At 43.7% G+C, this 25860-nt stretch carries 27 protein-coding genes and 2 pseudogenes; 14 read left to right on the forward strand and 15 right to left on the reverse strand.

Annotated features, from left to right (window positions below; all coding sequences use genetic code 11):
• The 3 genes and pseudogenes from ODZ53_RS14825 to ODZ53_RS14835 form a co-directional block, all read right to left on the reverse strand.
• Positions 1-105: pseudogene (locus ODZ53_RS14825) on the reverse strand (RNA polymerase subunit sigma-70); the annotation flags it as partial.
• A gap of 33 nt (positions 106-138) precedes the next feature.
• Entirely contained in the window at positions 139-1638 is a 1500-nt protein-coding gene (locus ODZ53_RS14830; protein ID WP_372677973.1) for a recombinase family protein, read from the reverse strand.
• Between the two features lie 213 nt (positions 1639-1851).
• Complete coding sequence (locus tag ODZ53_RS14835) at positions 1852-3042, reverse strand: hypothetical protein (protein WP_372677975.1); 1191 nt, start codon at positions 3040-3042, stop codon at positions 1852-1854.
• A gap of 616 nt (positions 3043-3658) precedes the next feature.
• Between ODZ53_RS14835 and ODZ53_RS14840 the strand changes: the two genes are divergently transcribed.
• The 5 genes from ODZ53_RS14840 to ODZ53_RS14860 all read left to right on the forward strand — a co-directional run bounded on the left by ODZ53_RS14840 (position 3659) and on the right by ODZ53_RS14860 (position 6956).
• Positions 3659-4126: a hypothetical protein gene (locus ODZ53_RS14840; RefSeq protein ID WP_372677977.1), complete on the forward strand. Its 468-nt coding sequence runs from the start codon at positions 3659-3661 to the stop codon at positions 4124-4126.
• A gap of 431 nt (positions 4127-4557) precedes the next feature.
• Positions 4558-4938, forward strand: a complete 381-nt coding sequence (locus ODZ53_RS14845; RefSeq protein WP_012685641.1) for a DUF1259 domain-containing protein — start codon at positions 4558-4560, stop codon at positions 4936-4938.
• 208 nt (positions 4939-5146) lie between these two features.
• Complete coding sequence (locus tag ODZ53_RS14850) at positions 5147-5734, forward strand: DUF421 domain-containing protein (protein WP_372677979.1); 588 nt, start codon at positions 5147-5149, stop codon at positions 5732-5734.
• Between the two features lie 185 nt (positions 5735-5919).
• Entirely contained in the window at positions 5920-6267 is a 348-nt protein-coding gene (locus tag ODZ53_RS14855) for a hypothetical protein (RefSeq protein WP_372677981.1), read from the forward strand.
• Between the two features lie 356 nt (positions 6268-6623).
• Positions 6624-6956 (forward strand): DUF2834 domain-containing protein, encoded by a 333-nt coding sequence (locus ODZ53_RS14860; RefSeq protein ID WP_372677983.1) that lies wholly within the window; start codon positions 6624-6626, stop codon positions 6954-6956.
• Positions 6957-8326: 1370 nt separating this feature from the next.
• Here the strand turns inward: ODZ53_RS14860 and ODZ53_RS14865 are convergent.
• The 5 genes from ODZ53_RS14865 to ODZ53_RS14885 all read right to left on the reverse strand — a co-directional run bounded on the left by ODZ53_RS14865 (position 8327) and on the right by ODZ53_RS14885 (position 11057).
• The gene (locus ODZ53_RS14865; RefSeq protein WP_372677985.1) at positions 8327-9019 is read right to left on the reverse strand and encodes a DUF4145 domain-containing protein; all 693 of its coding nucleotides are present in this window, start codon (positions 9017-9019) and stop codon (positions 8327-8329) included.
• Positions 9020-9191: 172 nt separating this feature from the next.
• Positions 9192-9389 (reverse strand): ArpU family phage packaging/lysis transcriptional regulator, encoded by a 198-nt coding sequence (locus tag ODZ53_RS14870; protein ID WP_372678372.1) that lies wholly within the window; start codon positions 9387-9389, stop codon positions 9192-9194.
• Positions 9390-9791 carry a hypothetical protein gene (locus ODZ53_RS14875; protein ID WP_372677987.1) on the reverse strand — a complete coding sequence of 134 codons (402 nt, stop codon included), beginning with the start codon at positions 9789-9791 and terminating at the stop codon, positions 9390-9392.
• Between the two features lie 119 nt (positions 9792-9910).
• The gene (locus ODZ53_RS14880; RefSeq protein WP_372677989.1) at positions 9911-10720 is read right to left on the reverse strand and encodes a metallophosphoesterase family protein; all 810 of its coding nucleotides are present in this window, start codon (positions 10718-10720) and stop codon (positions 9911-9913) included.
• 43 nt (positions 10721-10763) lie between these two features.
• Entirely contained in the window at positions 10764-11057 is a 294-nt protein-coding gene (locus ODZ53_RS14885; protein WP_372677991.1) for a barstar family protein, read from the reverse strand.
• A 130-nt stretch (positions 11058-11187) separates the two neighbouring features.
• Between ODZ53_RS14885 and ODZ53_RS14890 the strand changes: the two genes are divergently transcribed.
• From ODZ53_RS14890 to ODZ53_RS14905, 4 genes are all read left to right on the forward strand, one after another.
• Positions 11188-11559 carry a hypothetical protein gene (locus ODZ53_RS14890; protein ID WP_372677993.1) on the forward strand — a complete coding sequence of 124 codons (372 nt, stop codon included), beginning with the start codon at positions 11188-11190 and terminating at the stop codon, positions 11557-11559.
• 173 nt (positions 11560-11732) lie between these two features.
• Positions 11733-12044 (forward strand): hypothetical protein, encoded by a 312-nt coding sequence (locus tag ODZ53_RS14895; protein ID WP_372677995.1) that lies wholly within the window; start codon positions 11733-11735, stop codon positions 12042-12044.
• Positions 12045-12180: 136 nt separating this feature from the next.
• Positions 12181-12459: a hypothetical protein gene (locus ODZ53_RS14900; RefSeq protein WP_372677997.1), complete on the forward strand. Its 279-nt coding sequence runs from the start codon at positions 12181-12183 to the stop codon at positions 12457-12459.
• Positions 12460-13263: 804 nt separating this feature from the next.
• Positions 13264-13710 (forward strand): GNAT family N-acetyltransferase, encoded by a 447-nt coding sequence (locus tag ODZ53_RS14905; RefSeq protein WP_372677999.1) that lies wholly within the window; start codon positions 13264-13266, stop codon positions 13708-13710.
• 87 nt (positions 13711-13797) lie between these two features.
• Here the strand turns inward: ODZ53_RS14905 and ODZ53_RS14910 are convergent.
• Positions 13798-14146: pseudogene (locus ODZ53_RS14910) on the reverse strand (sigma-70 family RNA polymerase sigma factor); the annotation flags it as partial.
• 153 nt (positions 14147-14299) lie between these two features.
• Here ODZ53_RS14910 and ODZ53_RS14915 point away from each other — a divergent pair.
• Complete coding sequence (locus ODZ53_RS14915; protein ID WP_234127618.1) at positions 14300-14497, forward strand: hypothetical protein; 198 nt, start codon at positions 14300-14302, stop codon at positions 14495-14497.
• A gap of 20 nt (positions 14498-14517) precedes the next feature.
• Here ODZ53_RS14915 and ODZ53_RS14920 read toward each other — a convergent pair whose 3' ends face one another.
• The 3 genes from ODZ53_RS14920 to ODZ53_RS14930 are packed head-to-tail and all read right to left on the reverse strand — an operon-like array spanning position 14518 to position 16796.
• The gene (locus tag ODZ53_RS14920; RefSeq protein ID WP_372678001.1) at positions 14518-14988 is read right to left on the reverse strand and encodes an ankyrin repeat domain-containing protein; all 471 of its coding nucleotides are present in this window, start codon (positions 14986-14988) and stop codon (positions 14518-14520) included.
• 37 nt (positions 14989-15025) lie between these two features.
• A complete protein-coding gene (locus ODZ53_RS14925; protein WP_012685631.1) occupies positions 15026-15454 on the reverse strand; it encodes an immunity 22 family protein in 429 nt (142 codons plus the stop codon).
• Positions 15455-15470: 16 nt separating this feature from the next.
• Positions 15471-16796, reverse strand: a complete 1326-nt coding sequence (locus tag ODZ53_RS14930) for an SMI1/KNR4 family protein (RefSeq protein ID WP_372678003.1) — start codon at positions 16794-16796, stop codon at positions 15471-15473.
• Between the two features lie 184 nt (positions 16797-16980).
• Here ODZ53_RS14930 and ODZ53_RS14935 point away from each other — a divergent pair, with 184 nt between their 5' ends.
• From ODZ53_RS14935 to ODZ53_RS14945, 3 genes are read left to right on the forward strand one after another with little or no spacing between them, the layout of a single operon-like run.
• Complete coding sequence (locus tag ODZ53_RS14935; RefSeq protein ID WP_372678005.1) at positions 16981-18681, forward strand: molecular chaperone HscC; 1701 nt, start codon at positions 16981-16983, stop codon at positions 18679-18681.
• Positions 18681-20672 (forward strand): J domain-containing protein, encoded by a 1992-nt coding sequence (locus ODZ53_RS14940; RefSeq protein WP_372678007.1) that lies wholly within the window; start codon positions 18681-18683, stop codon positions 20670-20672. Before ODZ53_RS14935 ends, ODZ53_RS14940 begins: the two co-directional genes overlap by 1 nt.
• Before the next feature lie 20 nt (positions 20673-20692).
• Positions 20693-21412, forward strand: a complete 720-nt coding sequence (locus ODZ53_RS14945; RefSeq protein ID WP_372678009.1) for a DUF1266 domain-containing protein — start codon at positions 20693-20695, stop codon at positions 21410-21412.
• A 90-nt stretch (positions 21413-21502) separates the two neighbouring features.
• On the opposite strand, the gene ODZ53_RS14950 is transcribed toward ODZ53_RS14945, so the two are convergent.
• Positions 21503-22069, reverse strand: a complete 567-nt coding sequence (locus tag ODZ53_RS14950; protein ID WP_372678011.1) for a GNAT family N-acetyltransferase — start codon at positions 22067-22069, stop codon at positions 21503-21505.
• Positions 22070-22262: 193 nt separating this feature from the next.
• Complete coding sequence (locus tag ODZ53_RS14955; protein WP_173604912.1) at positions 22263-23327, reverse strand: HD-GYP domain-containing protein; 1065 nt, start codon at positions 23325-23327, stop codon at positions 22263-22265.
• Between the two features lie 216 nt (positions 23328-23543).
• Here ODZ53_RS14955 and ODZ53_RS14960 point away from each other — a divergent pair, with 216 nt between their 5' ends.
• On the forward strand, positions 23544-24035 hold the full coding sequence (locus tag ODZ53_RS14960; RefSeq protein WP_049684149.1) for a Mov34/MPN/PAD-1 family protein: 492 nt from the start codon (positions 23544-23546) through the stop codon (positions 24033-24035).
• Here ODZ53_RS14960 and ODZ53_RS14965 read toward each other — a convergent pair.
• Positions 23947-25773: a peptidoglycan D,D-transpeptidase FtsI family protein gene (locus ODZ53_RS14965; RefSeq protein WP_372678014.1), complete on the reverse strand. Its 1827-nt coding sequence runs from the start codon at positions 25771-25773 to the stop codon at positions 23947-23949. The two genes, ODZ53_RS14960 and ODZ53_RS14965, sit on opposite strands and share 89 nt — an antisense overlap.
• Positions 25774-25860: the final 87 nt, after the last annotated feature.

A 25860-nucleotide genomic window follows, 5' to 3' on the forward strand; every position in this document is an offset into this window, starting at 1 on the left:
GTCAATTAAGGTGATTTCATTCCCTTCTTTATCCGTCCCGATTGGGTCGTGCAAGGAAACATCTTTTTTGGTTTTTTTCAGACTTCTTAGATGCATGAGGATTTCAATCTAAATGTCAAAAGAAGTGCATAAACGGATTTAGAACGTGTATATCTCCACGCTCTCCTCATAAACTCTAACTTCCCTTACTACATGACGGATCAGCTCTTTCTTATCCTCAAACGAAAGTTCATCCTGTGCTTTTGATAAATAATAGTCAGCAGCTTCCTGGATCAAGTTGCGGTTATATTCGTTATCGATCTGTCGTTTCGCTTGTTCATGTAGCTCGTTCAAGCGCTGATTCAGTTTATCTGCCTTTTCCTTCAGCTCTTTTAACCCTTGCCGTATATCTTCTTCGCTTATGTCTTCTTCAACGGATGCAAACAATTTGAGCAATCTTTTGCGTCCTGCTTTCGTTTTTTCGAGTTCCTTTTGCAAACGTTCCAGCTCTACTTGCTCAAATGGAGTCTCCACCTTTTCTTCAACCGCTATCGCTATCTCATCTGGATTGTTCAACCATGAACGTACCGTTTCCCAAACCTGATTGTCCAATTGCTCACATCTTACACGGCGACCGCATCCCTTATTTTTTGCACCTGCTGTATTCTTAACGTCAGTATACTCAAATACATATTGGCTCCAGTTTTTCACTTTTCTTCCTGACATCGTATTACCACAGGACCCACACCGTACTAGGCCACTTAAGAGGTACTCGTTGAAGCTCCGGCCTGCCCATCTCCTTCTGGATTCCTTTAGCAATCGCTGGGCATGTTCAAATTTTACTTCGTCAATGATAGATGGGCAGGGCAATGATATCCACTCATCTTTTGGGCGCATTTTCATACGGACTTTCTCATCTGGCTCGCGAAACTGATTACCCAGCATTCCTTCCGTATTCCACTTATTTTGATAAAATCTCCCCACGTACGCCTCGTTCATCAGCATCTGTCGCACCACCTGACGATGCCATACACTAGCACCACGCTTGGTAGGAACCCCTTTATTGGTTAAATAAACAGCTATCCCATTCATTCCATGAACGAGCTCGTTGGGCTGAGTAAACAGATCAAATACGAGTCGCACTACTGCTGCCTCTGCTTCATTTATTACGATCTGTTCCTTCTTGGAATCATAGCTGTATCCATATATTTGAAAGTCACGGAGAACACGGCCCTGTCTTGCCTTTTCTCTTCTTCCACGACTCATTCGTTCATTGATTTTCGCTTTTTCGAATTCTGCAATAGCTCCACGCATGCTATAAAAGAGCTGTCCTTCTGGAGTCTTGGCGTATTCGCCATTAACGAATACGAGCTCTATCCCGCGTTTATCAAATTCATCTGTAATGAGCAGCTGGTTCATAAGCTTGCGTGATAAACGGTCGGGATCCAGACAAACGATCTTCGTAATGAGTCCTTCCTTCGCATCTCGTCTAAGCCTTGAGAGAGCCGGTCGATCTAAGAACTCGCCTGATACATCGTCAACATATTCAGCAGCTTCACTCGTCGCTGCTTTCTTCCTGCATTCCCTTAACTGATCGTCGAGGCTGAATCCGCTCTTGGCTTGTTCCTCTGTACTCACCCTGGCATATATTCCGATCATACGGCTTCTCCCTCCTGTATTTTCCTAATAAATACTGATAACAGGCGGAACGAATACTGTCAGTAGCAATACCCGGTATAATCTTTACATGCACCGTTCATCCCCTCCTGTCGAGAAGATATGCGCGAACGGCTTGTCAAAAGTAGTGAGGAAACACGAAAAAAGCACCACACGGGTGCTTTTGTTTGATGATGGTGTAGTGTTGTCGAAAACTCACCGAATATGATCCAGGACGCTTTTTATGACCTGCAGCGAGTCCTGCCGATCGAATAAATTATAGCGCGCCTTGACTGATTGATAGACCTGATTCAGCGCTTTTTGGCTCTTCGTTTTCCGGTACTCGCTCACAAGTTTGGTAAAGGAAGGATGCCGGATTACGTCTGTTCGCCAGTCCCACACGCGCGGTTTTTGGACTTCTTGCCGGACTTGCTCCACCATCTCCATTACTTTAGGTTCAAGAGAGGCGCTAAGCTGCGTTTCGGCCTTCTTCGTCTCTGGAAGTTTAGACAGAATCACATAGTTGGGATGGGAGGACAACGGCTTGTTGTTTACATACAATAATTGGCCCGAATAGTTGTGCACGGCCTCTAGCAGCATGTCTTGATTGACTTCGTATTGAAAATACTCCCATCCAGCCGCTGTTTTTTTACTCGGCAAAAACAGCTGGATGAAGTCGAGCGAATTTGTGTAGAACGGCTGCGATTGCGGATACACATACCCTTTTGCATCGACCTGGAATTCCGGTACTCCCACCTCTACTGCCCAACGGACTGCTTCACTTTGGCTGTCCTTGGGAGCTACACTCCCTTTAAAAGGCCTAACTTTTTTGTACATGCGGTACAACGTCTCCGCAACAAATTGCTTCGTAAGCTGTTGGTCTTTCAGTTCCTCAGGCTGTACGTACCCCGCTTGGACAAGTGCGTCTATCCGTGCTTTTAGTTCCATCTCTCCCCGCTTTCGCCGTAGATCGCCTCCCCATTGACCAGATGCTTCCTGCTCCAATATTTGCTTGCTGATGGCGGCCGGATCGTAACCTTGGGGATAGACGGGATCTAGTATCCCGATCTCATTGTACAGGGCAAACAAATACCCGTTTTTAGAAACGACGAATTCATCGATCATGAAACCGCGCGGCGTGTCTGTACCGTTAAGATCGCCGACAATTTCCGTGAGACTTTTTCTGTTTTTGTCCAGGATGCTGGCCGGATGCGGATTTTTGATCTTAAGCGCATCTTTTAGGAGAGAATGAAAAACTTCTTTTTCTTCCAGCATATTGACCGTGGGCATTTTGTAGGAAATGCGATAAGAGGCCGCCGTTGCCGCTCCTACCTCTTGAATGGGATAGGCGATCTGCCCGACAGACAGAACGGCTGTCATTGCAGCGATGAACACAACCTTTTTCATGGATTTGTTACCTCCTCAGTGGGGCAAACGTTTATCGGGTGTTTGCAAATACATTTGTTTGACGAACTGTTTTTGAATAAAGTTACATCCCTCCCAAGGATAGCCAATATTTGGGCAGAGTTCTTTCCCGCAAGCCAATCCTTATACCAATTGCGATCACAGGTTATAAGAGGTGGTGCAGAAGGTAAATCTGCACACTTGTGACAGGATCGGTGTATTCTCATAATCGTTAGGTTGGTCCTGCCCCCTTAGAGTAAGGTTTGGCTCGAGGTGGAGACCCGTGCCGAAAACAATCCCATAATAAAACCAAACAATACAGTTGTATTATTTAAAGTCGCATGATATGATGTTTTTGAAATAAATGGGAAAAGATGGAAAATATGCATTACTGATAACATTTGAATGTCGACTACCAAGTCCACTCTCCCGTTAGCTTGCTTCTCATCTGAGGGCAGGTAGAAATGAGAATAAGAAGGAGTGTTTTTCGATGGAATAGTTTCTGACTAGTTTAGCAACACTGGCACTTTTGACTTCAGCAGTACCTGCATTTGTACAGGAGAGACAGCAATCACCAGTAACTACAAAGGTACTTACCAAATTTCAGGAGGTTACATTTATGAAATTAAAGAAACTGATTTCAACGCTTGGACTTACGACTTGCCTACTTTCCATGTCATCTTCAGCATTCGCTATGGGTGATGCCAGAGAGCCTGATAGTTTTGACTCACCGAATTATTTTCAAGGAATTGGTGATAGTTTTGAAGGTACTTTTTACAAATCATATCCAGATTTTGAAAGACCAATGGATCATGACTATTTTCAATGGACAAACGACACAGGCCAAGCAAAAGCATTTTATATTAATTTCGACACCTATCAAAATCGCAGCCTAGACTATCAGATTCGTGATATGAGTGTTGGTGGTCCAGTACATCAAGTGTTTAAAGATACTGGACGCGAAACCTGGTATGTATATTTGCCCGCTGGCGAAAAAATTAGAATACATGTTTCTTCCCAAGACGCAATAAGAGTTGACCCCAATGTGAAATATATCATTGCCTTGAGCGAGCGTCCTTGGTGGTAGAATTAATGTTAAATTAAATTCGTACGCTCCCCAGACTCTACTCATATTTTAATGTCTTGGTGTAGATTACATTCAGGTCTTCGCTCATCATCATCCAACCTGCACTGAATTCAACATCGCTATATTCCACCCATATTGCCTTCTGTTACGTGGACGTGAAAGAGCAAGCACCAATGACAGTGGCAGTTCAAAACATAAAAAAGATAGCCTTACACCTGTCAAAAGTTAGTTAGGTGGTGGCTATCTTATTTTTTAGTGTGTCATAAGCCACTTTTCGCATACGACGAGCAATTTGTCCGTTGTGTAATCATTTGTAGTAATCTCATTGCTATTATCCTTTCACTTGTACATGCACCCTTTTTTCACCCTGTCCAGAACCTCTTATTCTGTTCTACATAGAATGTATGAAAACAAGAAAAGGAGGATCACACTTGAAGATACCGAAAAGTTTATGCGATCGTATAGCCAAAATTCTGGGTGGGACAGGCATGTCAAATGATACCTGTTCTATCACGATTCAGCGTAACCTCAATGCAACAATCTTGGGCAAGCCATATGATACAGAGCACGAAATTACCATTGAATCCCTCGACAAAGAAGGCAACACCTTGAATACAGGTGAATTTACACTCCTGCAAACCGAAGTCCAAAAGTTTATTGACGCTGTTCGTAAAGAAGGGTTTATCGTTTCTGCCCTACACAACCACTGGCTCTTTGATAAGCCACGTCTCATGTATTTGCATATTGAATCTGTTGAGCCACCCATAGAGTTTGCAAAGAAACTACGTCGTGCTTTGAATGTACTGAAATAACCAATCCCCATGGCGCTAAGCGTATAAATGCCTTAGCGCCTTTTTCATTGTCTACCACTATCGTTTCGCACATCGATTGTTGTCTTGCCTAGTCATCTCCTTACTACATATTTGCATCGTCTCTCCTCCCCATTTAACAAATGATGTGTTTGTAAACTTTTCCTGCCAATTGGGCAACCTATACCATCATGAATGCGGAGGTATTCACATGAGTTGGACTCTTATATGGGAATCTGTAGGTGTAATTGTACTCGGTACCCTTCTACTGCGAATTGCTGGTAGAAAATCAATTTCTCAAATGACGATGGCCCAAGTAATTGTGATGATCGGGCTTGGTACATTGATCATCCAACCTATTACTGGTAATGGTTACTGGCCTACTTTTCTATTAGCAGCAGTCTTGGTCGTGGTCATGATATTGATGGAATTCCTAGAGATTCAATCTAATGGATTCGAAACTTTTATTACGGGCAAGGCAGTAATTGTAATTGAAAATGGGCAATTGGTTGAAAGTAACATGCGCAAACTCAGGCTAACAGCTGACAAGCTTGAAATGAGACTACGACAAGCTGGAATCTCAAATTTCTCTGACGTTGAATGGGCTACAATTGAGGTTAGTGGGAATTTAGGATATCAACTAAAATTGGAAAAGCAACCTGCAACGAAAGAAGACATTCAGCGGTTAATTGATATTCTTGAGAATCGAATACCGCATACGGAGCGCTTGGCACCAAATAACATTTTTTCGGAAATTAAATACGGGCATCAAAATCCACACCCAACCAATCTCCAGTAAGCATGCATTCGCAGTTTACCAGGGCGGCAAGATTTCCACTCAACCCTCACTCATCTGGTATTCAGGTTGATGTTGTTTTCGGTACAGATACTCCTCTTATTTACGGGCCCTTTTATGAAAGGGCTTTTTTCAATAACTATTCTATTGTGGTAAATTAAAGGTAAATTACCAAAGGTCGTGATTTTTTGAACAGTGGATTCTTAAAACAATGGTGCCTCACACATGAAGTCGAAACTAGGTCGATTCATTCGTTCTGGAAAAGTTTTTGGAGCTACCAAAGTGAAGACACAGAGGAATTCCATTCTGTATTCGGTGTTGATTTTAAGACCGAAGATTTAACCATTTCGCTAAAAGAAGTAGCCATGTTCATCGATAGATGGGATGAAAACATGACATATGAGGGTATCTCATACGGATTTGATTACGTTGCCTCATACATTCCAATAATTTTTAAAAACAAGAAACTTGGCTGGTATAAACTACTATTCAATCTTGACGGAGAGATTTTTGACGATTTCTTCGTCATTGACTAAGTACGCATTGTGATTATATGAACGAAAACCTTAATTTGTTTAAATTGGTCACGGCTGTTTTCTCTGGCTCCTTCAACCTTCCAGCTTACCGGAGACTTTGTTATGGATGAGAATGGGAATGGTGACTATGAGAAGTGGAATTGCAACAGAGATGATCTGACTAAAACCCTATCTGCATTGGCAGCTATTGCTGAACGGGCTTTTCATGAAAACTACAGTATTGTTCACCATAGTATTTAGCATTTTGAGCAATATATAAATTCCCTAAATTGTAAAGAGTTTACTCCTAAACGAATTGAAGTGGACTCTTTACCTACTGTATAATATCTCCAAAAATAAGGGGGGGAAAGTTGAGGATGAAAAACCTATATTTGTTACTGGCAATTTTGGGGGCAGTCTTGCCTTACAGTTATTTCATTCCGTTCCTTCGTGCAAATGGACTAGATATCAACCTTTTTACATCGGAACTTTTTGCAAACGACATTTCTTCGTTTTTTGCAACCGATTTTCTTATCTCATGCTTCATTTTCTGGGTATTTCTTTTTCAAGAAGTTAGAAAGCATCACATGAAGCATTGGTGGATTTACATCGCCGCAACATTAACGGTTGGTCTATCATTTGCTTTTCCTCTGTTTCTTTACTTCAGACAGAAAACAATAGAAGGTCGTAAACGAATTGATTTCACATGATTGAGATTTTGATCATTTGAAAAATTCCTAATGTGTTAGATAACATCATAGGTGAAGAGGATAATTATTGTTACTCTTGAAAAACTGGCTGGCTTTGATCTTAACGAACTTTGAGCTGCGACCAACTGAACAGGCGTAGCACTTCTTCCGAATAAAGTATTTCTCCGGTTCCAGTATTAATAAACTGGCGCACTAAATGATCATCACCACTATTGTTTGGGTTTGTTTTACACCAAGAATGAAGAGCACCCAGCTTCCCTGATTGCTCATCTAATTTTCCATATAGTTATTGTAACAATCACATTTGCAAGCATCTAATCAATAGACGGTCGTGATTCTGTCGAAAACCTCCCAATAAAAAAGCCCCGTCCAAAGACGGGGGTCAGTCCCTTCCGAGTGGCTTATTTCTTATTTGCTTGTCTCCATTTTATCAAAGGGTCTTGTTAGGCAGCAGAATAATACTGTACTGTAAACTTATGTAATCATTTGTCAGTCTAGTAAGCTCATCTTATTGATCTTGTTTTGCAAAAGAAAAAGCACCGCGTGGGTGCTTATTTTTCCCCTGCAATTTCCCTAAGATCCACACCAACTACTGCACTAGAGTTATCGCCTCTAGTTACCGCTTCTCTTGGTACTACGATTGGATGAGTCCAAGGACCCTCCTGTTCCAACCTAGCAGTACAACTGCCACTATCAATGAATTGACCTAATCCAGCCCAAGATGTGTAAACAGTTATATATCCTTGTAACATTGAAATTCCCCCTTCTAATTCCATTTTGAGGTAAGTAAAGTAGATTGTCTATACTAAAGTCCCACTTTCTCCGGCAGGGGCATCCGCCGCGAGACACTCCCCACCTATTGCTGTCATAGATAGGTTAGAGGAGGTGGTGCAGCAGGTAAATCTGCACTCTTCGGACAGGATCGGCGTATTCGAATATGAGAGATACCGGACAAGGGGCGAGGGGCCGAAGCCTTACACCTCGCATGAAGTCCCCTGTCCGGTAAATCCCAGCAGAGTAATTAGCGATTTTCCAAAGCTCCGAGAGGTGTTCCCAAAACTTGAAAACCGCTGTAATGCATACAATGGAAAATAATTGCATGGTTCCCTGCTACGCTCGACGCAACTGGTGCGTTCAGGCTCAGAATGTCCCCCTCTCGTAAGGTCACATTCGTCATCACCCATAGATTCGCTCAGGTACGCCATTGATAAGGGATAGACAGCTTTTTGTCCGGTTTTTATCCAGCTTTTTGTCGGGTTTTTAATCAAAACAGCGTCTATTGTTTGGACATAATGCTTTACAAAAAGAAAAACCACTTCCATTGTGGTTTTAGTAAGTGCTTATTCAACTATCAATCAAATATTACAAAGTCATCTCCTTCCTTCCTGCATTTCCCTTTCATAATATTCGAGCTCTTTCTCAGCTGATATCCAGTAAAGTGAGGTTTTAATAAGTCTTTTTAAATCAGATATATCCTTATCTTCCCACTTTCTAGTATAATGAGCGTGGTCATTCCCGAGCCAAGAAGCTCTCTTGGCCAAAAATTTCACCTTTTCGTCCGTAACATATTGCTCTATTACGGAGTCAAATCTATGATTATCCCTTATTTTATCTGCATCTTCTTGAAATCTACTAATAAGATAATCTTTAATTAAAAATTCTAATGCCTTCCTATACCCTAATCCACAAATCTGATCTAGATCTCTTTCTTCAGCTTGTTTTGCTTGGTTGTAAATAGCAACAAAGTTTGGAGAAATTTCATTCACCGTTTCATTAAACTCTTCTTCTTTAAATTTAAATGGAGTACATCCCCTAAACTCTGGGGCTTCTCTATCATATAAATTGTAATTATTCTTCGAATAAATACCAATAAACATCTCAAGACAACTATTTCTTGGGCATGCATACACCACTCTAATGTGCCAATTAAACCCTTTCTCGAAATCATAACCAAAGAAAATCTCTGGGTTTATTCCATGGTGACAAAAAGGACAAGTATCCGGTTTAGTTAGATCCAATTCGTCAATCTTCTCTTTATCTATGATTCTATACGTTTCTGCCATTTGATCCTCCTAATATTTGTAGATAGACAAATGAATCTTGAAGGATTCGTTATAAAACATATTACCATATTTGGAAAAGTGCAGGTCGTTTATAAATACCCCATTCTCAACGATTACTTTGCTTAAATGCCACTATGTTAGTAATTATGTTACTTGTATAAGTCTCAGTAATTTAATAAAGGCACTCAGATATGCCGAGTGCCGTAGCAATTTGCATAATTGCCTCTTTCTTTTTTGTGTAGTACTGGTCTTTTGTCAGACCTAAGTCCAGATATACATTGATGTCCTTCACCCTGGACGTGCTGAGATACTTCTCTTCGATGATCTGTCGCTCTACCTCATCAAGCGAATACTCGAGTGCTCTTTCGATCTACTTCGCTTTCAACTCATTCTGTGTCTCTGAAAACTGCAGCCGAGGGAATAATTGCTCGAAGCCCTTCTCCTCTTGCTCTTTCTTGTTCTGAACAGCAACACGGAGGGGGCTCCTTTTTTGTTCTCTGTTGTTTGACAACCGAAATAACGATGTTAAATCAATTTTTTCTTGTTCCCGGTGAGCGCTTAAAATTTCACGAATCCATTCTTCAAACTTTTTTTTACCTTCCTCTACATCATGGACATTAAAGAGAAAAGCGCCTAAAAAGTCATCATCGTATGTGGGATTATCTTTAAATATTGATTTGAACTCCGATACACTTAACTCATCGAAAAATACATCCCACGACTGATCCCTTCTCTGTAAGAGAGTTGCCTCTACCCATTTTTTTGCTCTCATTTCATACGCTTGAATATGAACGTGCTTTTCGGTGTACTGATTGTGATAGAAATAAGAATGTCCTTGCATATTTCTTATCACCTTCCCACAATTTTAAATGTTTTGCACTCGCATTCTTTCTACACTTTGATCTGCAATATTTTTTGATCATTGCGTTCGTCTGGATATCCGAGTGCAGCATTTACAAACCTACATCCATTCGCTACGTAATCATACCGTTGGTGAGTATGCCCAAAGCACCAAACTTTGCCGTCGAGTTTCGAAAAATAAGTACTTCCGTCAAAGTAATAAAATGAGTTAACCAGATCACGGTCTGCATTGCTCCAATCACCACCAACATGTGTGATGATTACATCTGAGGGCTCAATGATAGCATCGAGTTTCTTCTTCTCTTCGTCTGCAACTGTAAACGTCTTGTCCAATAAACCCTTGATCAGTCTGGAGTCGTTCATTATATCCCACCATTTGGAATATAAAACCTCTTCCGAGTATCCAAGTTCTTTTATCCCATAAGAGAAGTCGTACCACATTCCAACTCCCCCATACATAGTCCCATCGATCTCTACTGTGTCTCCATCAAGATAATGGACATTGGTTAACGCATTGCAAATTTCTTTCATCTCGATAACACGATTAATAGATCTTCCTCTGTACTGTTTTTCTTGATTAGCACTAAGCAGATAGTAATCATGGTTTCCTGCAACTATCAGGATGTGTTCATATATCTGTTTCAACTCTTCAATCAGTATTCTATTTTGCCAATTGTAATGGCCCAGATCACCAGCAATGACAAGCGTTTTATGGTGAACATCAGGTAAGATTCCTTTAATAAAGTTCTTAATTTGAGGCACCATTTTGTGTAGAGGATTTTCAACTTTCACCCAAAAATCAAGATGTACGTCTGATATAAGATCAAATCCTGCGCTCAAGCCGCTCACCTGCTTTTTACTCGAAATATTGTGTTAATACGATTCAACTATATGTAACATTGCAAGCATGATTTGGGTAATAATCGTTATACTGTTCAAGGGTTTTCTCAAAAGTCGCAGTTACATCAGGGAGTAGTTCCTTTAATGAATCCCATCCTATGAAAGTAAGATTTATTGGCATTTCTACTAACCCAGTAATGGCATCCCAAAATGCAGACATATTCATACCATAAAAATCCGGAAAGTTTAAAGAGCTCTTTAGCAATGAATGTAAATCCTTGTTACTTTTCACATTTGAAACATCTATCGTAATGTGGAATACCCTTTCATCTCTCACTTTTTTTCCTCCCCTTTCACTTCTCTAATTGTAAATAAAAGTATATTCATAATATCTCTTTTGTTAAATGAACTTTGTTGATATTTTACCTTGCAGTTGGAAAAGTTACTGATGAAGGAGTGACTTTCCGATGCGGAAATTGATTATCCTACTGGGCTTCTATTTGTTTTCGTTCATTACCCCAAACACTTATGCAGCAGATTTACATCCAAATCGACCGGTCAGAGATATCATCAATTCGATCGATCACTGGATCCGAAAAGGTTGGACACTTGAGAAACATATTAGGAACGAATGTGAAGATCATGAAGCATCAAAGGTCCCCGTTGGTGATAAATGGCTAAGAAATTTTAAAATAGTTTCTGTAACTCCATTTGGGTCCGGCTATCAGGTCTATGCCACTTACGAAGTAACGGGGACAAAATGCCAAGTCCATGCGAAAGTATTTAGGAGTGATGGAATTTGGGAAAATCAAGGGTTTACATTTGACTACCATAAGTAATGTTTTGTTAAGCTAATGATTTTTGACTGACCTTGTTGTAAGATAACCCCAACACCATCAGATAAGAGGAATGATTATGTGATTAGATCCGCCGAAGAACTTGTAAGACTTAGAACAAGTGAGAATCCTGATGAATATCTTCGTGCAGCTTGGGATGAAGCCCCATTGGATGTTTGGCAAGAAGTAATTCAATAACATCCAGAAATGTCTTTTTGGGTGCTCAAAATAAATCGGTTCCTGTTGAGATTCTTAGCATTCTTGCCAGCCACCCGGAGGAGAATGTTCGAAGCATGGTTGCTTCGAAGAATAAGCTTCCAGAAGAGTTGCAAATCAAGCTTGCCAGCGATCACGAATTTTTTGTTAGACAACGTATTGCTTATAACAAGAAAGCTACTTTTAAAGCTCTACAAATACTGAGTCAAGATAATAGCGCTGAACCAAGAACTCATGCTCTGAAACGAATTTTCGAAGACCGATACCGTTAACAAATCGTGTGTTGTATTTACTAGTTCAGAACATATTCCCAGAAGCATTGCGTTCGGTAAAATACCCCAAATGGTATACTGTCTGATTATGAGGGGGGAATACTCTATTAAGCCGTTTACAAAGGAAGTAAAAAAGGTGGCAGTTGATGGTTCTTTATTTCATTGTGTTATTGACCAAACATTTAACCGCGATAACATTAGATTTACTATCTATCCAGCAAGAACGAAGACATCATTCGTCTTAATCTCATTTTCTTGGGCGATCAGTTGGTATGCCAATTTTTGTACGCCGGGTACATGCGCTAAAATAGTAAAGCATGCTCTACAAAATGGTTGGGATTACAAGAATGAAAAACGCATACTGACAATAGAAAATGGAGACTTTCTCGTAGAAAAATTAGGCTTGGAAGCATAAGAAACTTTCCTATACTTTCCATGTTTACCGTTGTGTTAACTTCAAATTGTTGTAAAATGGTAGTTATCATTTGTTGCTGTAACGACTGATTAGCACTCGGTCATGATTAGATGTTGATTGAAGTGACAGGTAACTTTACTGATGAAATTATCCTTCATGGAAAGAAACACAAACTGCATGAATTGAAGAATATGTTCGCTTTTGCGTTAGAACAGAGTGAACAAACAAGTGATTTCCATTATGTTTTTTGTAAGCTTTTTGGCTACGAAATCATCGCATACTCATCTGACATTAAAGTTGATATTGTTTTCGACACAGATACTCATCGTATTTACCAGCCCTTTTATTAAAGGGCTTTTTTTATTAACTATTTTGTTAAAATTGGAATTTGCTATGCTATTCTTACATTAAGAAGGTGCTCTTTTGATAAAACTAGCCTATCAAATTGACGAAATGGAATTGAGCAACGGAATAAAAACTTTAATCATAGGCTTTCCTGTTGGTTATGAGTCACTATCTGATCTTTTTTCCTCGGATATACAAATGTAATTAATTATCTATTTGAAAATATAGAAGATAATCACTTGTATAGTTTTAAATGCAGTATTTCAACGATGTTTCTGAAAAAGCTTATCCAAGAATGGGTAAAGGAACTTGAAATATTATAAATTGCTCCTTATGAAAGTTCACATACTTGAGGTGTTCAAGAAAAAAATGGTAATATTTTCATTAATCAACATTTAGGGGGGTCTCTCAAATGAAGTTATATCCTCAAACATAGAAAATTTGAAAGCGAGGAGTTATATGTCATTTGAGATTATAGAACGCACGCCTACCCTTGAAGAGTTTCATCAATTGTGCGTTTCAGTTGGTTGGGAAAAGATGATGAATTTCAAAGTACTCAAAGACTCACTTGAAAATTCGTTGTATGCAGTTGTTGTTCTCTCTGACAGTAAAATAATTGGTATGGGCCGAATTATTGGCGATGGGTACATTTATTTTTACCTTCAAGATATTGTTGTACTTCCGGAGTTTCAAAAAATGGGGATAGGGACAAGAATTATGGACAATCTCATGTCCTATCTAAAACGGAATGCTCCTGATAAAGCTTTTATAGGTCTCTTTTCTTCTAACGAAGGTAAGAATCTGTATGAGAAATACGATTTTAAGCAGTACCCTGCTTTGACAGGAATGTTTCGAGTAGCGCCAGTTGTTGGTGGAGTATCAGGACCTGGAGCTCGTCCTATGTAGGAAGAAGGGCTTCGTTCGTATCTTTCAATTTTGGTGGAATCTGAATGGTTCCCTTTTCTTGCGCTAAACTCTTGATACACCCTTTTGACATTACTATCTCATTCTCAATACAACGCGCAGCATACGTAGCCAGCTTGGTGCCCTTATCCACCTGATAACTCTCGATTGCTTTGATCAGGCCGATGGTACCGATGGAAATCAGATCTTCACTGTCCTCACCCGTGTTCTCGAATTTCTTCACAATATGCGCCACCAAACGCAAATTGTGCTCAATCAGCTTGTTGCGGGCGTAAGGGTCGCCTTTGGCCATGAGTCGGAGGTACTTTTCTTCTTCGGTGTCCTGAAGCGGTTGCGGGAAGGCATTGTTCTTGACATAAGCCACAAAAACGAGTAGTTCTTTAAAAACAAGGGAAAGCGCCGCGATAATGCTGGACATGGCTGCCACCTCCACGTCTGGAATAGCTTACTTCTATCCTTATGTGGGCGGTCGCCTATGCGTGCCTGTACGCAAGGAGTTGGTGTCGATTAATTCACTGTTGCTTGTATGGTAAAGGATTCACATTTCCACCTATGATTGGAGTGATCACTCATGCTAGATTTTGGCGCTGTGTCGATCGAATGGGGTACTTTACTCTTTCAGCTCTTTGTCTTCCTCTTGCCTTTCGCACTTGTCATTGCTTGCTGCTTGTTTATCGTAAAGCGCACCACAACCAACCAAAAAGCCTTCGACGAGCTGGAAAAACGCGTCGCAGCACTCGAGCAAGAAAGAAAGCGTCCGGAATCATAACGGACGCTTACCTTTTTCCCCTATTCAAATAGAGCCATCATCTCTTCGTCTTCTCTCTCACGCGCTATATCGTATGGTGTTTGCCCATCCATGTCCTTTTTGTTAGGATTCGCACCTTTGGCCAGCAATAACTCCACCACATCCAAACGTTCCTCTCCATCCGATACCTGTGTGTGCAATGGGGTACTTCCATCATGAGCACTGGCATGTATGTCTGCACCGTGCGCGATGAGAGCCTCTGCAACCTCTGGATAGAGCGCGATATGCAACGGGGTAATCCCCTCATCGTTTTTCGCATGAACATCCGCACCTTGTGCGACCAAATACGCTATGAGGTTAACATCGTCCGTCATCACTGCGCCATGCAGTACAGAAAACTCATACTCATCCTTTTCATGCAACAATTCCGGCTGTTTCGTAACAATCTTTTTTACAAGCTCGATGTCTCCCAGTTCAGCCGCATCATACAAATCTGCGAAATGGTACGCCATATCTTTCTCTCCTCTCTTATGTATTTCTCCCTGCTCTTTATCGCTCTTCTGTTTCAAATACAAGTTTGGCGAGCAGGACCAGCGGTGAATCTTTTTCTTGCCCGCCCTCAGTGAGATCGAACAATTTTTCGTTAATGGGTCCGTACCGCGATTCATTTCCATACAGCAAAATGACATGTGGGTACTTGCCAATTTCCTCTGTGAGCTTTTCCGGCCATTCTTTTCGATCGAGAGTTGCATTCATCGCATATTCGTTTTCCAAATACATGAAAAAGTCTGCTCTTGCCTCTGCATCCTGTACCTCATGTACTTCAAAAAAGTCCTCGTCTACCCATTCAAGACCCGACGCTGTTAAAAAGCCAGACGGTATCACTTCCCCGTCCTCATCGTAAACCGGAGTCAGAAAATCCGCTAATTCATCAGCCGATTGCAAGGTTGTTCCCCATACGGTTACCACATTTCTCATTGTCTCTCCCCCTCGTCTAATGCTTTACGGTTTCCAAGGAAGAGCGAATACGATCTACACGCTCCTTTTCCTTGCGCAGAATGGCTTTCTCGTATGCTACATCCAGCAACCGATTGATTTCTTGCCAATTCGCTTCACCGGAAGGCGATTCACCACTTGTCAGCATTTTTCCCCAAGCACTTAATGCAATCTGCCGCTGTGCTTCATTTCCGTCCAGCCAGCGAATCAGATCCTCCCATTGTGGACGTGACACCGCGAAAAGCTCATCCCAGCCTTCTATCGGGTACGCCACATGTGGTTCCATCCACCAAATGACTTCTCGGGAGCGAAAGTGATGCAAATGACTGTTGGCAGCATATCCTACCAAACATTCTTTTCTGGCAACGACTTCATCCATTTCAGCCAAAACTCGCTGTAAGCCCTCTTCTTCCGGCAAACAAGCTGCCGTTAGATATGCACGTTGGCTTGATCCTAGCCGTTGATAATGTGGCCCGGACTCCCATAGCGAGCGCACCCAGCTCTCTGCCTTCTTGCCTACTGTCTCGACAATGAGCTGGCACCACAGTAGCAGATTACTCGATGAGGTTTCCTGCTCAATTTGTGTTACCCATTTTTGCAAAATTGGCTCCCAATCGTACTGGGTAAATGCCTCTTGGATACGTGAATCTCCTGCACCATGCATTTTTGCAAACAAGACTAGCTTCTCGAAATCTTGCGCTGCCTCTTCAAAGGTTAGCGTCCGATAGATTTGCAGCCATTCTTTCCACTCTTGTGCGACTTGCCCCTCCACATCGAGCCCATCTGCACCGGCGAGTGCTTCATAATTCCAGCACTCTGCTCCAATACAGCCCAGCTCCGTGACTCGCTCTACGAACTCTGTGAAGCTTTTGCCGAGCAATAGGAATTCGTCTGTCTCATGCCCCCAAGAATAAACGGGTGGGTCATCCACGCCTGTCGACAAATCGATGAGCAGCATGTCGCCATTCCCACCGACGTGAAAACAGAGATACCTTTTCTCGTCCTCACTCTCTTCGTCCCCACCAAAGTACGGCCACTCAAACGCATCCAATGACCATCCTAAATCTCCACTGAGCGAAAAAGGATCTAACGCTCGAGATGGCAACGACCAATTTATTTGAACCTGACTGCTGCCCAATAGTAAAATAGTCCGGATCGTCGCGGGAAAGCTGATTCCGAGACTTTCCTCTCTGCTTTCGATTTCTTCCAGCGCTGCTGGAGGTTCTATGGTGAGCGGCCAAACCTGAGCACCTTGTCGCTCCATATCATGCATAAGTAACTTCCACGCTTCAAACCACTTTTCCATTCGTTGCTGCATTGGCATAACGACCTCTCTCGTCTGTCGTTTTCTATCTTACGAATTCTATATCTATTTTCTTTTTCTAAAATTCGATTTCATATCCTACTAAAGCACCAATTATATCCATATTTTTCATGGTAAAATTATCTACTAAGTCACTATTTTTGCCGATATTAGTAGAAAAAACACGGAAATGAGGACCTAGCTAATGACCACCATTGGAATTGATTTGGGCACGACGAACAGTCTGGTTGCCTACTGGACTGAAAATGGACCCGCGCTCATTCCAAACGCGCTCGGAGAAACACTGACTCCTTCTGTTGTCAGCGTCGATGAGAACGGCGAGATCTTGATTGGAAAAATCGCCAGAGAGCGCCTCTTAACTCACCCAGATCGTACCGCTTCTACTTTTAAACGGTTTATGGGGACAGAAAAAAGATACCAGCTGGGGAGATATTCCTTTTCTGCCGATGACCTTTCCTCCTTTGTGATTAAATCATTGAAGGCGGATGCAGAGGCTCATTTAGGGCACCCCGTTCACGAAGCGGTTATCAGTGTGCCTGCCTATTTCAACGACACACAACGCAAAGCGACCAAGCGGGCAGCGGAGCTTGCAGGACTGAAAGTAGAGCGCTTAATCAGCGAACCGACTGCCGCCGCGATCTCATATGGGCTCCATCAAGAGGAAACCGAGACACAATTCCTCGTATTCGATTTAGGTGGTGGAACGTTTGACGTTTCTATTTTGGAAATGTTCGAAGGTGTGATGGAAGTAAAATCAATCGCTGGAGACAACTTTTTGGGCGGCGAAGACTTTACCGATCTGATCGCCTCTTATTTCATAGAAGCCCATCGACTCGATATCAACACGCTGGACAGCAAAACGCGTTCGTCCATCCACAAACAAGCTGAGTTGTGCAAGCGCGCCTTGTTTTCCGAGCAAGAAGGGAAAATGAGTGTCAATATCCAGGGTGAGCTGGTTGAAACGACCCTTAGTCGAAATCAGCTGGAAGAACTCGCGTTTCCTCTGCTGCAACGACTGCGTCAGCCGATCGAGCGTGCTTTGCGAGACGCATCCATCTCACCTCGGGACCTAGATGCCATCGTGCTTATTGGCGGTGCGACGCGGATGCCGCTTATCAAATCCATCGTAAGCAAAATATTTGGGCGACTGCCCTATTCCCATATTAATCCCGATGAGGCCGTTGCATTGGGAACAGCGATACAAGCAGCACTCAAGGAACGCAACGAGGCGTTAAACGAGCTTGTATTAACAGATGTTTGTCCATACACACTCGGTACGGGTATTGTTCAAACCATGGCAAACGGCAAACACGAGGATGGCTACTTTTTTCCGATCATTGAGCGCAATACGCCAATCCCGGTCAGCCGGGTAGAACGACTGTACACCGTTCTCGATAATCAACGCTCCATTCTCGTTGACGTGTATCAAGGCGAAAGCCGACGCGTCGAACATAACCTCAAGCTTGGCGAACTGAATATAAAAGTTCCCCCTGCCAAGAAGGGCGAGGAGTCTATCGATGTTCGTTATACATATGACATCAACGGGATTCTCGAAGTCGAAGTGACTGTCGTATCTACAGGAGTCAAAACCAAGGCCGTCATCGAAAAAAATCCGGGTAGCCTTTCAAAAGAAGAAATTGAGGAGCGTTTTCAAGCTCTTCAAAACATAAAGATCCACCCCAGAGAACGAACCGAAAATCGATTGCTTCTGGCAAAAGGCGAGCGTATGTATGAGGAAGCGTTGGGCGAAAACCGGATGATTATTGCGAATTACTTACGCCGCTTCGAAAGTGTCCTGTCCACCCAAAATGAAAGGGACATTGCCAAAGCAGCAGAAGAATTGAAGCAGCAGCTGGACATGTTTGAAGGGTGGAATGAGTATTAATGGGGATTTGGGAGATTCTCGGGATTGAACCGACGGACAATCCTGCCCAGATAAAAAAGGCTTATGCCAAAAAGTTGAAGGTGCACAATCCGGAAGTTGATCCTGAAGGCTTTCAGCGATTGCGAGAGGCGTATGACCTCGCCCTGAAGTTCACACGCAATAACAAGCGGGATCCTGAAACGCAAGAAGAGACGATTCACCTCCAGCCGCCGAGACGCCTTTATGAGCAGTGGCATTCTGAACCAGCAGAAGAAGAGCAGCCTAGCTACGATCCGCCGCAGCGGCTCACACTGTTTGACAGGTTTTTAGAGGAACCAACGCAAGAAGTAGTCCCTCAAGAAGAAATCCCGATTCCCAAGCGGTACGATTTCACTGAGAACTACGATCATTCCGAACGCTCCATGAACCCCGATGATATGGTGGAGCGTTTTTTCCGCCGTACACAAGAGTTGTACGACAACTATCACGAACGTATCCAGCTTGAAAACTGGCGTGAGTTGCTGAATGACGAGGCCATGTGGAATGTCGGCTGCCATCAACTCATCGATACGCAATTTCTCCACTTTTTAGAAGAACACTATCACTTGCCTCATGAAGTGTGGATGCTGCTCGATTCCCATTTTCAATGGCGGGAGAAATCAGAAAAGCTCGCAAGCCAGCTCTCAGGACGTTTTGTTGCTTACCTGAACGGCCAGCTTAATCAGATTTTCACGCTGCGTTACCACTCTTTTGAGAATCGCGATGACCTGGATATTGAAGCGTTTCTAGAATGGCGCAGCGATGCGTTATTTGCCCTCATGGAAAATGATTGGGAAACGGCTCAAAGCTATTTGGCAAAAGCTCATGCTCTGTATGCTCTTGACCCCGATTTGATCCGTTTGCAGGGCGAATATTTTTTGCGAACCGGAAATAAGAATCGCGCCTTTCATACCTTTGATCAATTGATACGTCTTGATCCAGATAACATCGATGCGTATTTGTATCGTGCCCGACTTTTCCTCGAGAAGGGAGATGCCACAGATGCGATCAAAGATTGCGAGGAAATCCTCACTCGCATGCCAGAACTATGGGACGCTCGCAGCTTGCTGGGGAAAGGCTATCTTCAGCTAGGGGAATGGGAGAAGGCTCAAGAAGTTTTTCAGGAGATACTCTCGCATAATCCATCCGATATCGACGCGAAGATATGCCTGACACAAATACACTCACCGTTTAACAGGATGACGGAACCACCTGCGAGCAAGCAAGCCAAAGCTGTTAGGAGAAAAAACTTGCAAACGCTTGGACTTCCTGGCAGGCTAGCAAGGTTCAAGCAATTTTTTGCTCTCTACACGAGACGTAACATTTGGACGATTATTTTTCTCCTTCTGCTCCATTACGCTATGTTTGCTGTCGTATCCATCAAGCTGGATATGACTTCGGAGCAAATGTTTGACTCCTTGGTCAATAAATATAAGCCTGTCCAAATCAAGACGGTGGAAGAGATGAAACAAACTCCTCTTGGCTACCAGGTGGAATTTACATTGACCAAAGCGGCTTATATCAATATGCTCCGTGTCTATGACAAAGAGAAGTATCCTGAGCCAAAAGCCGAGTTCATTCCTGCTGCCAAAGCCAAAGAACGAGATCTATTAAACTCGGACACAGGCTATGTAAATGTAGGTTATCTGGGTCAACAAGTGATCATTCTCATTACGGACTACGACCATGCCAAGGAAATTCATGACAAGCAATCCATAACGATGCGAGGAACGCTAAAGGCGGTACCAGATGGGGAGATGTTGCCTGCCATTGTGAATGCTTTGGAAAAACGAAAGCATCCCTATCAGTCGATTCTCGTGACCGATACGTATATCAATGCCAAGCCTGACTTAGAAGAAAAAGGATGGACGGGATCATGGCTTCTGGGCATTCTCGCGATGATTGCCATGTTGTATTACATCCGCATCATTCGTGAGTTTCCCAAAACTCGCAAAGCATTGTCATTCCACTAAAGGAGGCAGGGCGGACTACCATGACAAAAGAAGCAGAAAACGAAAAAGAGATCGACCCAAAGTTAAGCCGCTACTTGCATGCTCTCTCCTCTGTTTGCCTAAATCAGAAGCGGCTCGCGTATTATTTGGCCATCCACGAATACAACCGCCTGCGCGATACGTTTTTGCGGCTTCGTATTGATAACAGATGGGATACCGGGGATGCCACGAAAACGAAAGAGCGCTTGACTTGGTTTTTGGAGCATGGGCGAAGAACTGAATTTGATCAGCATCGCCACGTATTATCTACACTCAGCGATGCCAATCGTTCCAACTACATCGCGTCCTTAAAAAAAGGCGATCTGGAGTCAGCCCGACAGTTGGTCGTGTACGCGTACATGAACAGGCTCCCACATGCCGGTATCGCCGCCTTTGATTACGCCTGGTATCTCATTATTTGCAAAGCAGGCGCCCAGCAGTCCTATCTTCCCAAGGCAGAGGCCGTAGAAGGCATGCTGGACGTAGCCAAGCGAATCCAACTCGCTTATTCGAGCTGGGAAGAGTATTTGTTTGCTTATGCTTGCGGCAATCTTTACGACGAAGCAGGCGCATCTAAAAATACGAGGAAAGCAACTGAAGCTCATATTTTGAAACTCTTGACGGGTAAGTACAGTCCGATCCATGAATTTGACTGGAAGTTTGATCTCACACCTTACCTGCCCTCCCCCCATGCAGAAAGCCTCCCTGCTTTTAGCAGCTAAGCTTACAAAAAAACGTTTCCCTCGGACTTCTTGCGCGTTGTCCGACGGGAAACGTTTTTTATTCTTGTATCAAGCCCAACAGAGGTCTTCTTACGCCTTCTTCGGTATATCCTTCACCATATGGCTCAATTTATGCCCGCATACAATCACTGTCCCATCCTCGCGATAGCCGAGCGATTCATACAGCTTGCGCGCACGTGGTTTTTCCTCGTCAACGAGCAAAGCAATTCGGTCATGCCCACGCTGGATCGCTTCTTTTTCAAAAGCATCCAGCAGAAGTGATCCGATCCCCTTCCCTCTGCATGAGGAATCAACCGCGACAGAATCCAAATAGAATTCGTCATCCTTTGCTTCTTTTACGAGCGTAATCGTCTCGCCAGTCAAACGTTGGACATGCTCAACGAAGGGGCGATCGAGCACCTCTGTTTGGCTTCCATGATAAAAGAGCGCCAGTCCTACTGGTACATCTCCATCCATGGCAATCACTGCGTTTTCGTAGCTGAGCCGGTTATTTTCCTTCGCAAAAAACTCCTCCATCATGCGAATCGCTTCCGCCTCCTCCGTTGCACCTGTCAACGTATGCGCGATATCGCCAATGGCATCGTAAATTAATGGCGCAGCAAAAGCTGCGTCTGTGGGTTCCGCTTTGCGTATCATGTGTTTCCTCCTATCGTTTCGAGCATTCGCACGACACGAATCTTTTCGTTTCTTTGTCTATCATACACACTTTCATTGTGTCACAATCTTCCATGCTGATCGAGCTTTCCCGACGATCGTTCACAGATCAGCAACAATGAAACCGCTCTCATTTTTTCCAAGAGCGGTTTTTCCTTTTTCGCATCGGGGGTTCTTATCCAATCATTTTTTCAATCGTCAGCTTGCGATCATGCCGCAAATCGAGGAATTCACCCATTCTTCTTACCAACGGACGCATCGGTTCATCTTGATGAATAAGAATGACTTCGACTTCTTCCCCGCTGCTCAACCTCGCCTTCGCGCCTACGTACAGCAAGGCAATGTAGCGAACAAACTGTGCAACGATCTCGACGTTCAATATTCCGTTACAGGCTTCCTTCCATAGGAGCTGTGCCGCCTCGAATGGGGATGTCCTCCCTTTGTACACCCGATCAGAACAGATCGCATCAAACATGTCGGCAACAGCGAGCACCTGACATTCGATTGGAATGCTATCACCTTTTCTTTGCTCCGGATAGCCAGACCCGTCGAGTCGCTCATGATGCAGCAAGGCACACAACGCCAACAGCTCAGACCCACCCTTCATTTCACGGATCATTTCATAGCCGAAGACGGTGTGCTTCTTCATGATAGCAAATTCCTCTTCACTTAGCTTGCCTGGCTTCAGCAATATTTCCTTCGGTACTCTCATTTTCCCAATGTCATGCATAAATCCGGCTATCCCCATGAATGCTACTCGCTCTTCATCCCATTTCATCAAGCGAGCTATGAGCGAACAGAGAATGCCTACATTTAATGAATGTCGGTATGTATAGCTGTCTGCCCCTTCCAGCACGTACAAGTTCCGGAACAACCCCAAATGCTTCGTCGATTTTTCTGCTACATCAAAAAAGATGTTGGAAAAATGATCAAGTCTTTGTGCCCCTCCAACTGTCAGTTCGTCGAAGAGTAGTCTCGTTTTGTCGAGAGCTTGTACATAAGCGGCAACGGTCTCAGAATCTGCATCCAGTTGGAATAGTTGAGAAGTAACTTCCTCACCCGTTCCCTCTGTAAGACTCTGTATGATTTCAACCTCACGGACTCGTTGCTTTTGCAATAGGATCACATGGGCAGGTGTGATCGTCGTATTTTGTCCCAGCAGCAATATTCCTTGTTCGGTGTACAAATCTGCCGCTAATACTTGCCCAATCAGTGAGAGATCAACAGGTGCCAAAGGCATACAATCAACCTTTCCAGTCTCCGTCTTAGTAGAGGTTGTTCAAAAAGCCGACTTTTTGAACTCACACTTTTATTCAAATTATAGAAAGGAAGAAGGTTAGTTACAATCTTTTTTTCGACAATTCCTAACTTTACTGGACGCGGGTCATTTCACCATTCGCATACATATGATATCAAGCAAATGTCAGTGGTTTTATCAAGGAGGGACGAACGTCTCATGACGACGCTGTACATCACACCAAAAGCGTGGAAACAGATTGAGCAGGCCGTACGAAAAAAACCCTCACTGGAAACAGGAGGGGTGATGATGGGATACCCACTTGGTGAGGATAGATGGGTCGTTACGTATGCAAGTGAACCAGGCCCAAATGCGATTCACCAGCCACATTCTATTTTTTTCGATGACACGCATCTCAACAAGCTCGTCCGCAAATTAAGCAGAAATCGACAATGGAAATACATTGGTGATTGGCATAGTCATACGGTAAAACGCCTGTCACCCAGCAAAGGTGATAAGAGAACCATTTGGGCAAAAGCCTCGCAATCCATGTACATGTCTTCCTCTCCCCTCATGCTGATCGTCGGGCTAAGTAAAAACAATCAAATTAACGCAAGAGGATTCATCCTCGGAAATACTCTTCGCGAGGTTGGGAAGATTGAGCTGTATGATCGGCAAGCCCAGCAACAGCTTGGTGAAAAAGCTCCATAGCCTGGTTTTTTCCCCAGCTCGGCTGGTTTTCTGCCACGACACAAATGGCGTAACGTGGCTCCTCTAACGGAGCGTACCCGAGAAACCACAGATGGTTGTTTCCATTCGCATCCCCGATTTGCGCGGTCCCACTTTTGCCTGCCACCTGCCAAGCGGAATTCATGAGTATCTTTCCTGTTCCCTCTGTGACGACTTTTCGCATCATTTTTCGCAATTTGTTGGCTGTGACGTAGTCTATACCGTCCAAAGAGAGCTCCTGCTCGGGGAATGTATGGAACGACTGACCATTTCGGTATGCGATCTCTTTTACCAGCCGTACTTGAGAGCTTTGACCGCCACGCAAAATCGTTACCATCATATTTGCTGCTTGCAAGGGGGTAATGCGTACATCCCGCTGACCGATAGCGCTTTGAATCAGGACGCCTTCATCGTCGCGGGATATCCCCTCAGCAAAGACTCTACCTGGCTCTTCGCCATCCAGCTGCTTGAAGTTTTGGATTTTATACAGATGAGGGGTAAGATGTCCCACTTGAGTGGTCAAGCCCAGCTTTTTTGCATATTCCTCCAACTTTTCCCCGCCCACCATCTTGGCGATATGAGCAATCGCAATGTTGCAGGAATGGGCATACGCTTCTTCCAGTGTCACGCTGCCGTGGCCTTCTTTTTTCCAGCAGGAGAATTGGTACTTCCCGTATTCTCCTGTACATGAAAAACGGTCTGTTGGTGAAACGATTCCTTCCGCCAGGGCGGCTGCTGCTACCACAGTTTTATAGACCGAACCAGGCGGGAGTTGTTTGAACGTGCGATTCTTCCAATCGCTCGTGTTTCCTGTAACATTCGTTTGATCATAGGTAGGGCGGCTCACAGCTGCAAGAACATCGGCTGTCTGCACGTCCAAAACGACGATACTGCCTTCTTTGAGGCCTACTTGATCGGCTGCTGCCTCCATGCGTCTCTGGATCGCCGCATCCAAGGTAGTCGTCAAGGACAACGGATAGTATTGATTCGATTGCTTTGTATAACGGATATCCAGCCCTCGGAGCGGTTGACCATGCCCATCTACATAATAGGACAAGACAGATGGCTCGACCCCCTGTAAAAAACGGTCAAAGCTTCGCTCCAGGCCCGACGCCCCTAGTGTGCTCTCGGCATTCATTTTGCCGCTTGTCCATTCATCTGGATACAGCTTCTGCACCATGTTGGGATTTTTATGGATAAAACCAATCAAATGCTTGGCTACTTCATCAGCACGGTATCGCTCTGTCACCGCCAATGCCACAACTCCTGGGATGGCAAGGGCATTGATTTCCTCGGCCTGCCGCTCGGTGAGCATCACCAGCTTTCCGGACGCCTCTCGCATGAGCAGCGGTACTTTCGCCTTTTCCATGGTCTCTGACAGGCGTTCCTTAGATTCTCCGGTTATTTGAGCCAACCGCTGCAAGCCATCTGTTCCTTGCAGGCTCCCACGCGCCAACGGGAACAAAATCAAGGCGAGATGCTCTTCTCCGGTAAAGGCGTACCCATTTCGATCTACGATATCGCCACGCCCGCTATGCAGTACGATGCTTTGCTGTCTTTGCTTTACTGCTGCTTTTACCAAGTCAACGCCATGCCGAGAAAACCGATGGGGTGATCCGAGCTGAATCCACCACAAGCGCACGATCAAACCGAGCCATAACAACGACATGGATAGCAATACAAGAAAGTGACGTCTTTTGATTCGTCGATCCAGCTGCATCGAATTCCCTCCCTGGCTTTTTTCACCAGTATTGCCGGAATGTACGCGACAGAAACAACGAACAAAGAAAAAAGCACACCGTACGTC

It is taken from the genome of Brevibacillus sp. BD137, from assembly GCF_041644655.1.
Classification (GTDB): Bacteria; Bacillota; Bacilli; order Brevibacillales; family Brevibacillaceae; genus Brevibacillus; species Brevibacillus brevis_D.

Excerpts from the sequence above, each read along its gene's own strand:
- ODZ53_RS14960 (WP_049684149.1), top strand. The coding sequence starts at position 23,544 with ATGACGACGCTGTACATCACACCAAAAGCGTGGAAACAGATTGAGCAG.
- ODZ53_RS14830 (WP_372677973.1), bottom strand. The coding sequence starts at position 1,638 with ATGATCGGAATATATGCCAGGGTGAGTACAGAGGAACAAGCCAAGAGC.
- ODZ53_RS14875 (WP_372677987.1), bottom strand. The coding sequence starts at position 9,791 with ATGAGAGCAAAAAAATGGGTAGAGGCAACTCTCTTACAGAGAAGGGAT.
- ODZ53_RS14925 (WP_012685631.1), bottom strand. The coding sequence starts at position 15,454 with ATGAGAAATGTGGTAACCGTATGGGGAACAACCTTGCAATCGGCTGAT.
- ODZ53_RS14965 (WP_372678014.1), bottom strand. The coding sequence starts at position 25,773 with ATGCAGCTGGATCGACGAATCAAAAGACGTCACTTTCTTGTATTGCTA.
- ODZ53_RS14955 (WP_173604912.1), bottom strand. The coding sequence starts at position 23,327 with ATGCCTTTGGCACCTGTTGATCTCTCACTGATTGGGCAAGTATTAGCG.
- ODZ53_RS14835 (WP_372677975.1), bottom strand. The coding sequence starts at position 3,042 with ATGAAAAAGGTTGTGTTCATCGCTGCAATGACAGCCGTTCTGTCTGTC.
- ODZ53_RS14915 (WP_234127618.1), top strand. The coding sequence starts at position 14,300 with ATGCTAGATTTTGGCGCTGTGTCGATCGAATGGGGTACTTTACTCTTT.
- ODZ53_RS14865 (WP_372677985.1), bottom strand. The coding sequence starts at position 9,019 with ATGGCAGAAACGTATAGAATCATAGATAAAGAGAAGATTGACGAATTG.
- ODZ53_RS14905 (WP_372677999.1), top strand. The coding sequence starts at position 13,264 with ATGTCATTTGAGATTATAGAACGCACGCCTACCCTTGAAGAGTTTCAT.
- ODZ53_RS14840 (WP_372677977.1), top strand. The coding sequence starts at position 3,659 with ATGAAATTAAAGAAACTGATTTCAACGCTTGGACTTACGACTTGCCTA.
- ODZ53_RS14920 (WP_372678001.1), bottom strand. The coding sequence starts at position 14,988 with ATGGCGTACCATTTCGCAGATTTGTATGATGCGGCTGAACTGGGAGAC.
- ODZ53_RS14930 (WP_372678003.1), bottom strand. The coding sequence starts at position 16,796 with ATGCCAATGCAGCAACGAATGGAAAAGTGGTTTGAAGCGTGGAAGTTA.
- ODZ53_RS14935 (WP_372678005.1), top strand. The coding sequence starts at position 16,981 with ATGACCACCATTGGAATTGATTTGGGCACGACGAACAGTCTGGTTGCC.
- ODZ53_RS14945 (WP_372678009.1), top strand. The coding sequence starts at position 20,693 with ATGACAAAAGAAGCAGAAAACGAAAAAGAGATCGACCCAAAGTTAAGC.
- ODZ53_RS14860 (WP_372677983.1), top strand. The coding sequence starts at position 6,624 with ATGAAAAACCTATATTTGTTACTGGCAATTTTGGGGGCAGTCTTGCCT.
- ODZ53_RS14950 (WP_372678011.1), bottom strand. The coding sequence starts at position 22,069 with ATGATACGCAAAGCGGAACCCACAGACGCAGCTTTTGCTGCGCCATTA.
- ODZ53_RS14890 (WP_372677993.1), top strand. The coding sequence starts at position 11,188 with ATGCGGAAATTGATTATCCTACTGGGCTTCTATTTGTTTTCGTTCATT.
- ODZ53_RS14850 (WP_372677979.1), top strand. The coding sequence starts at position 5,147 with ATGAGTTGGACTCTTATATGGGAATCTGTAGGTGTAATTGTACTCGGT.
- ODZ53_RS14940 (WP_372678007.1), top strand. The coding sequence starts at position 18,681 with ATGGGGATTTGGGAGATTCTCGGGATTGAACCGACGGACAATCCTGCC.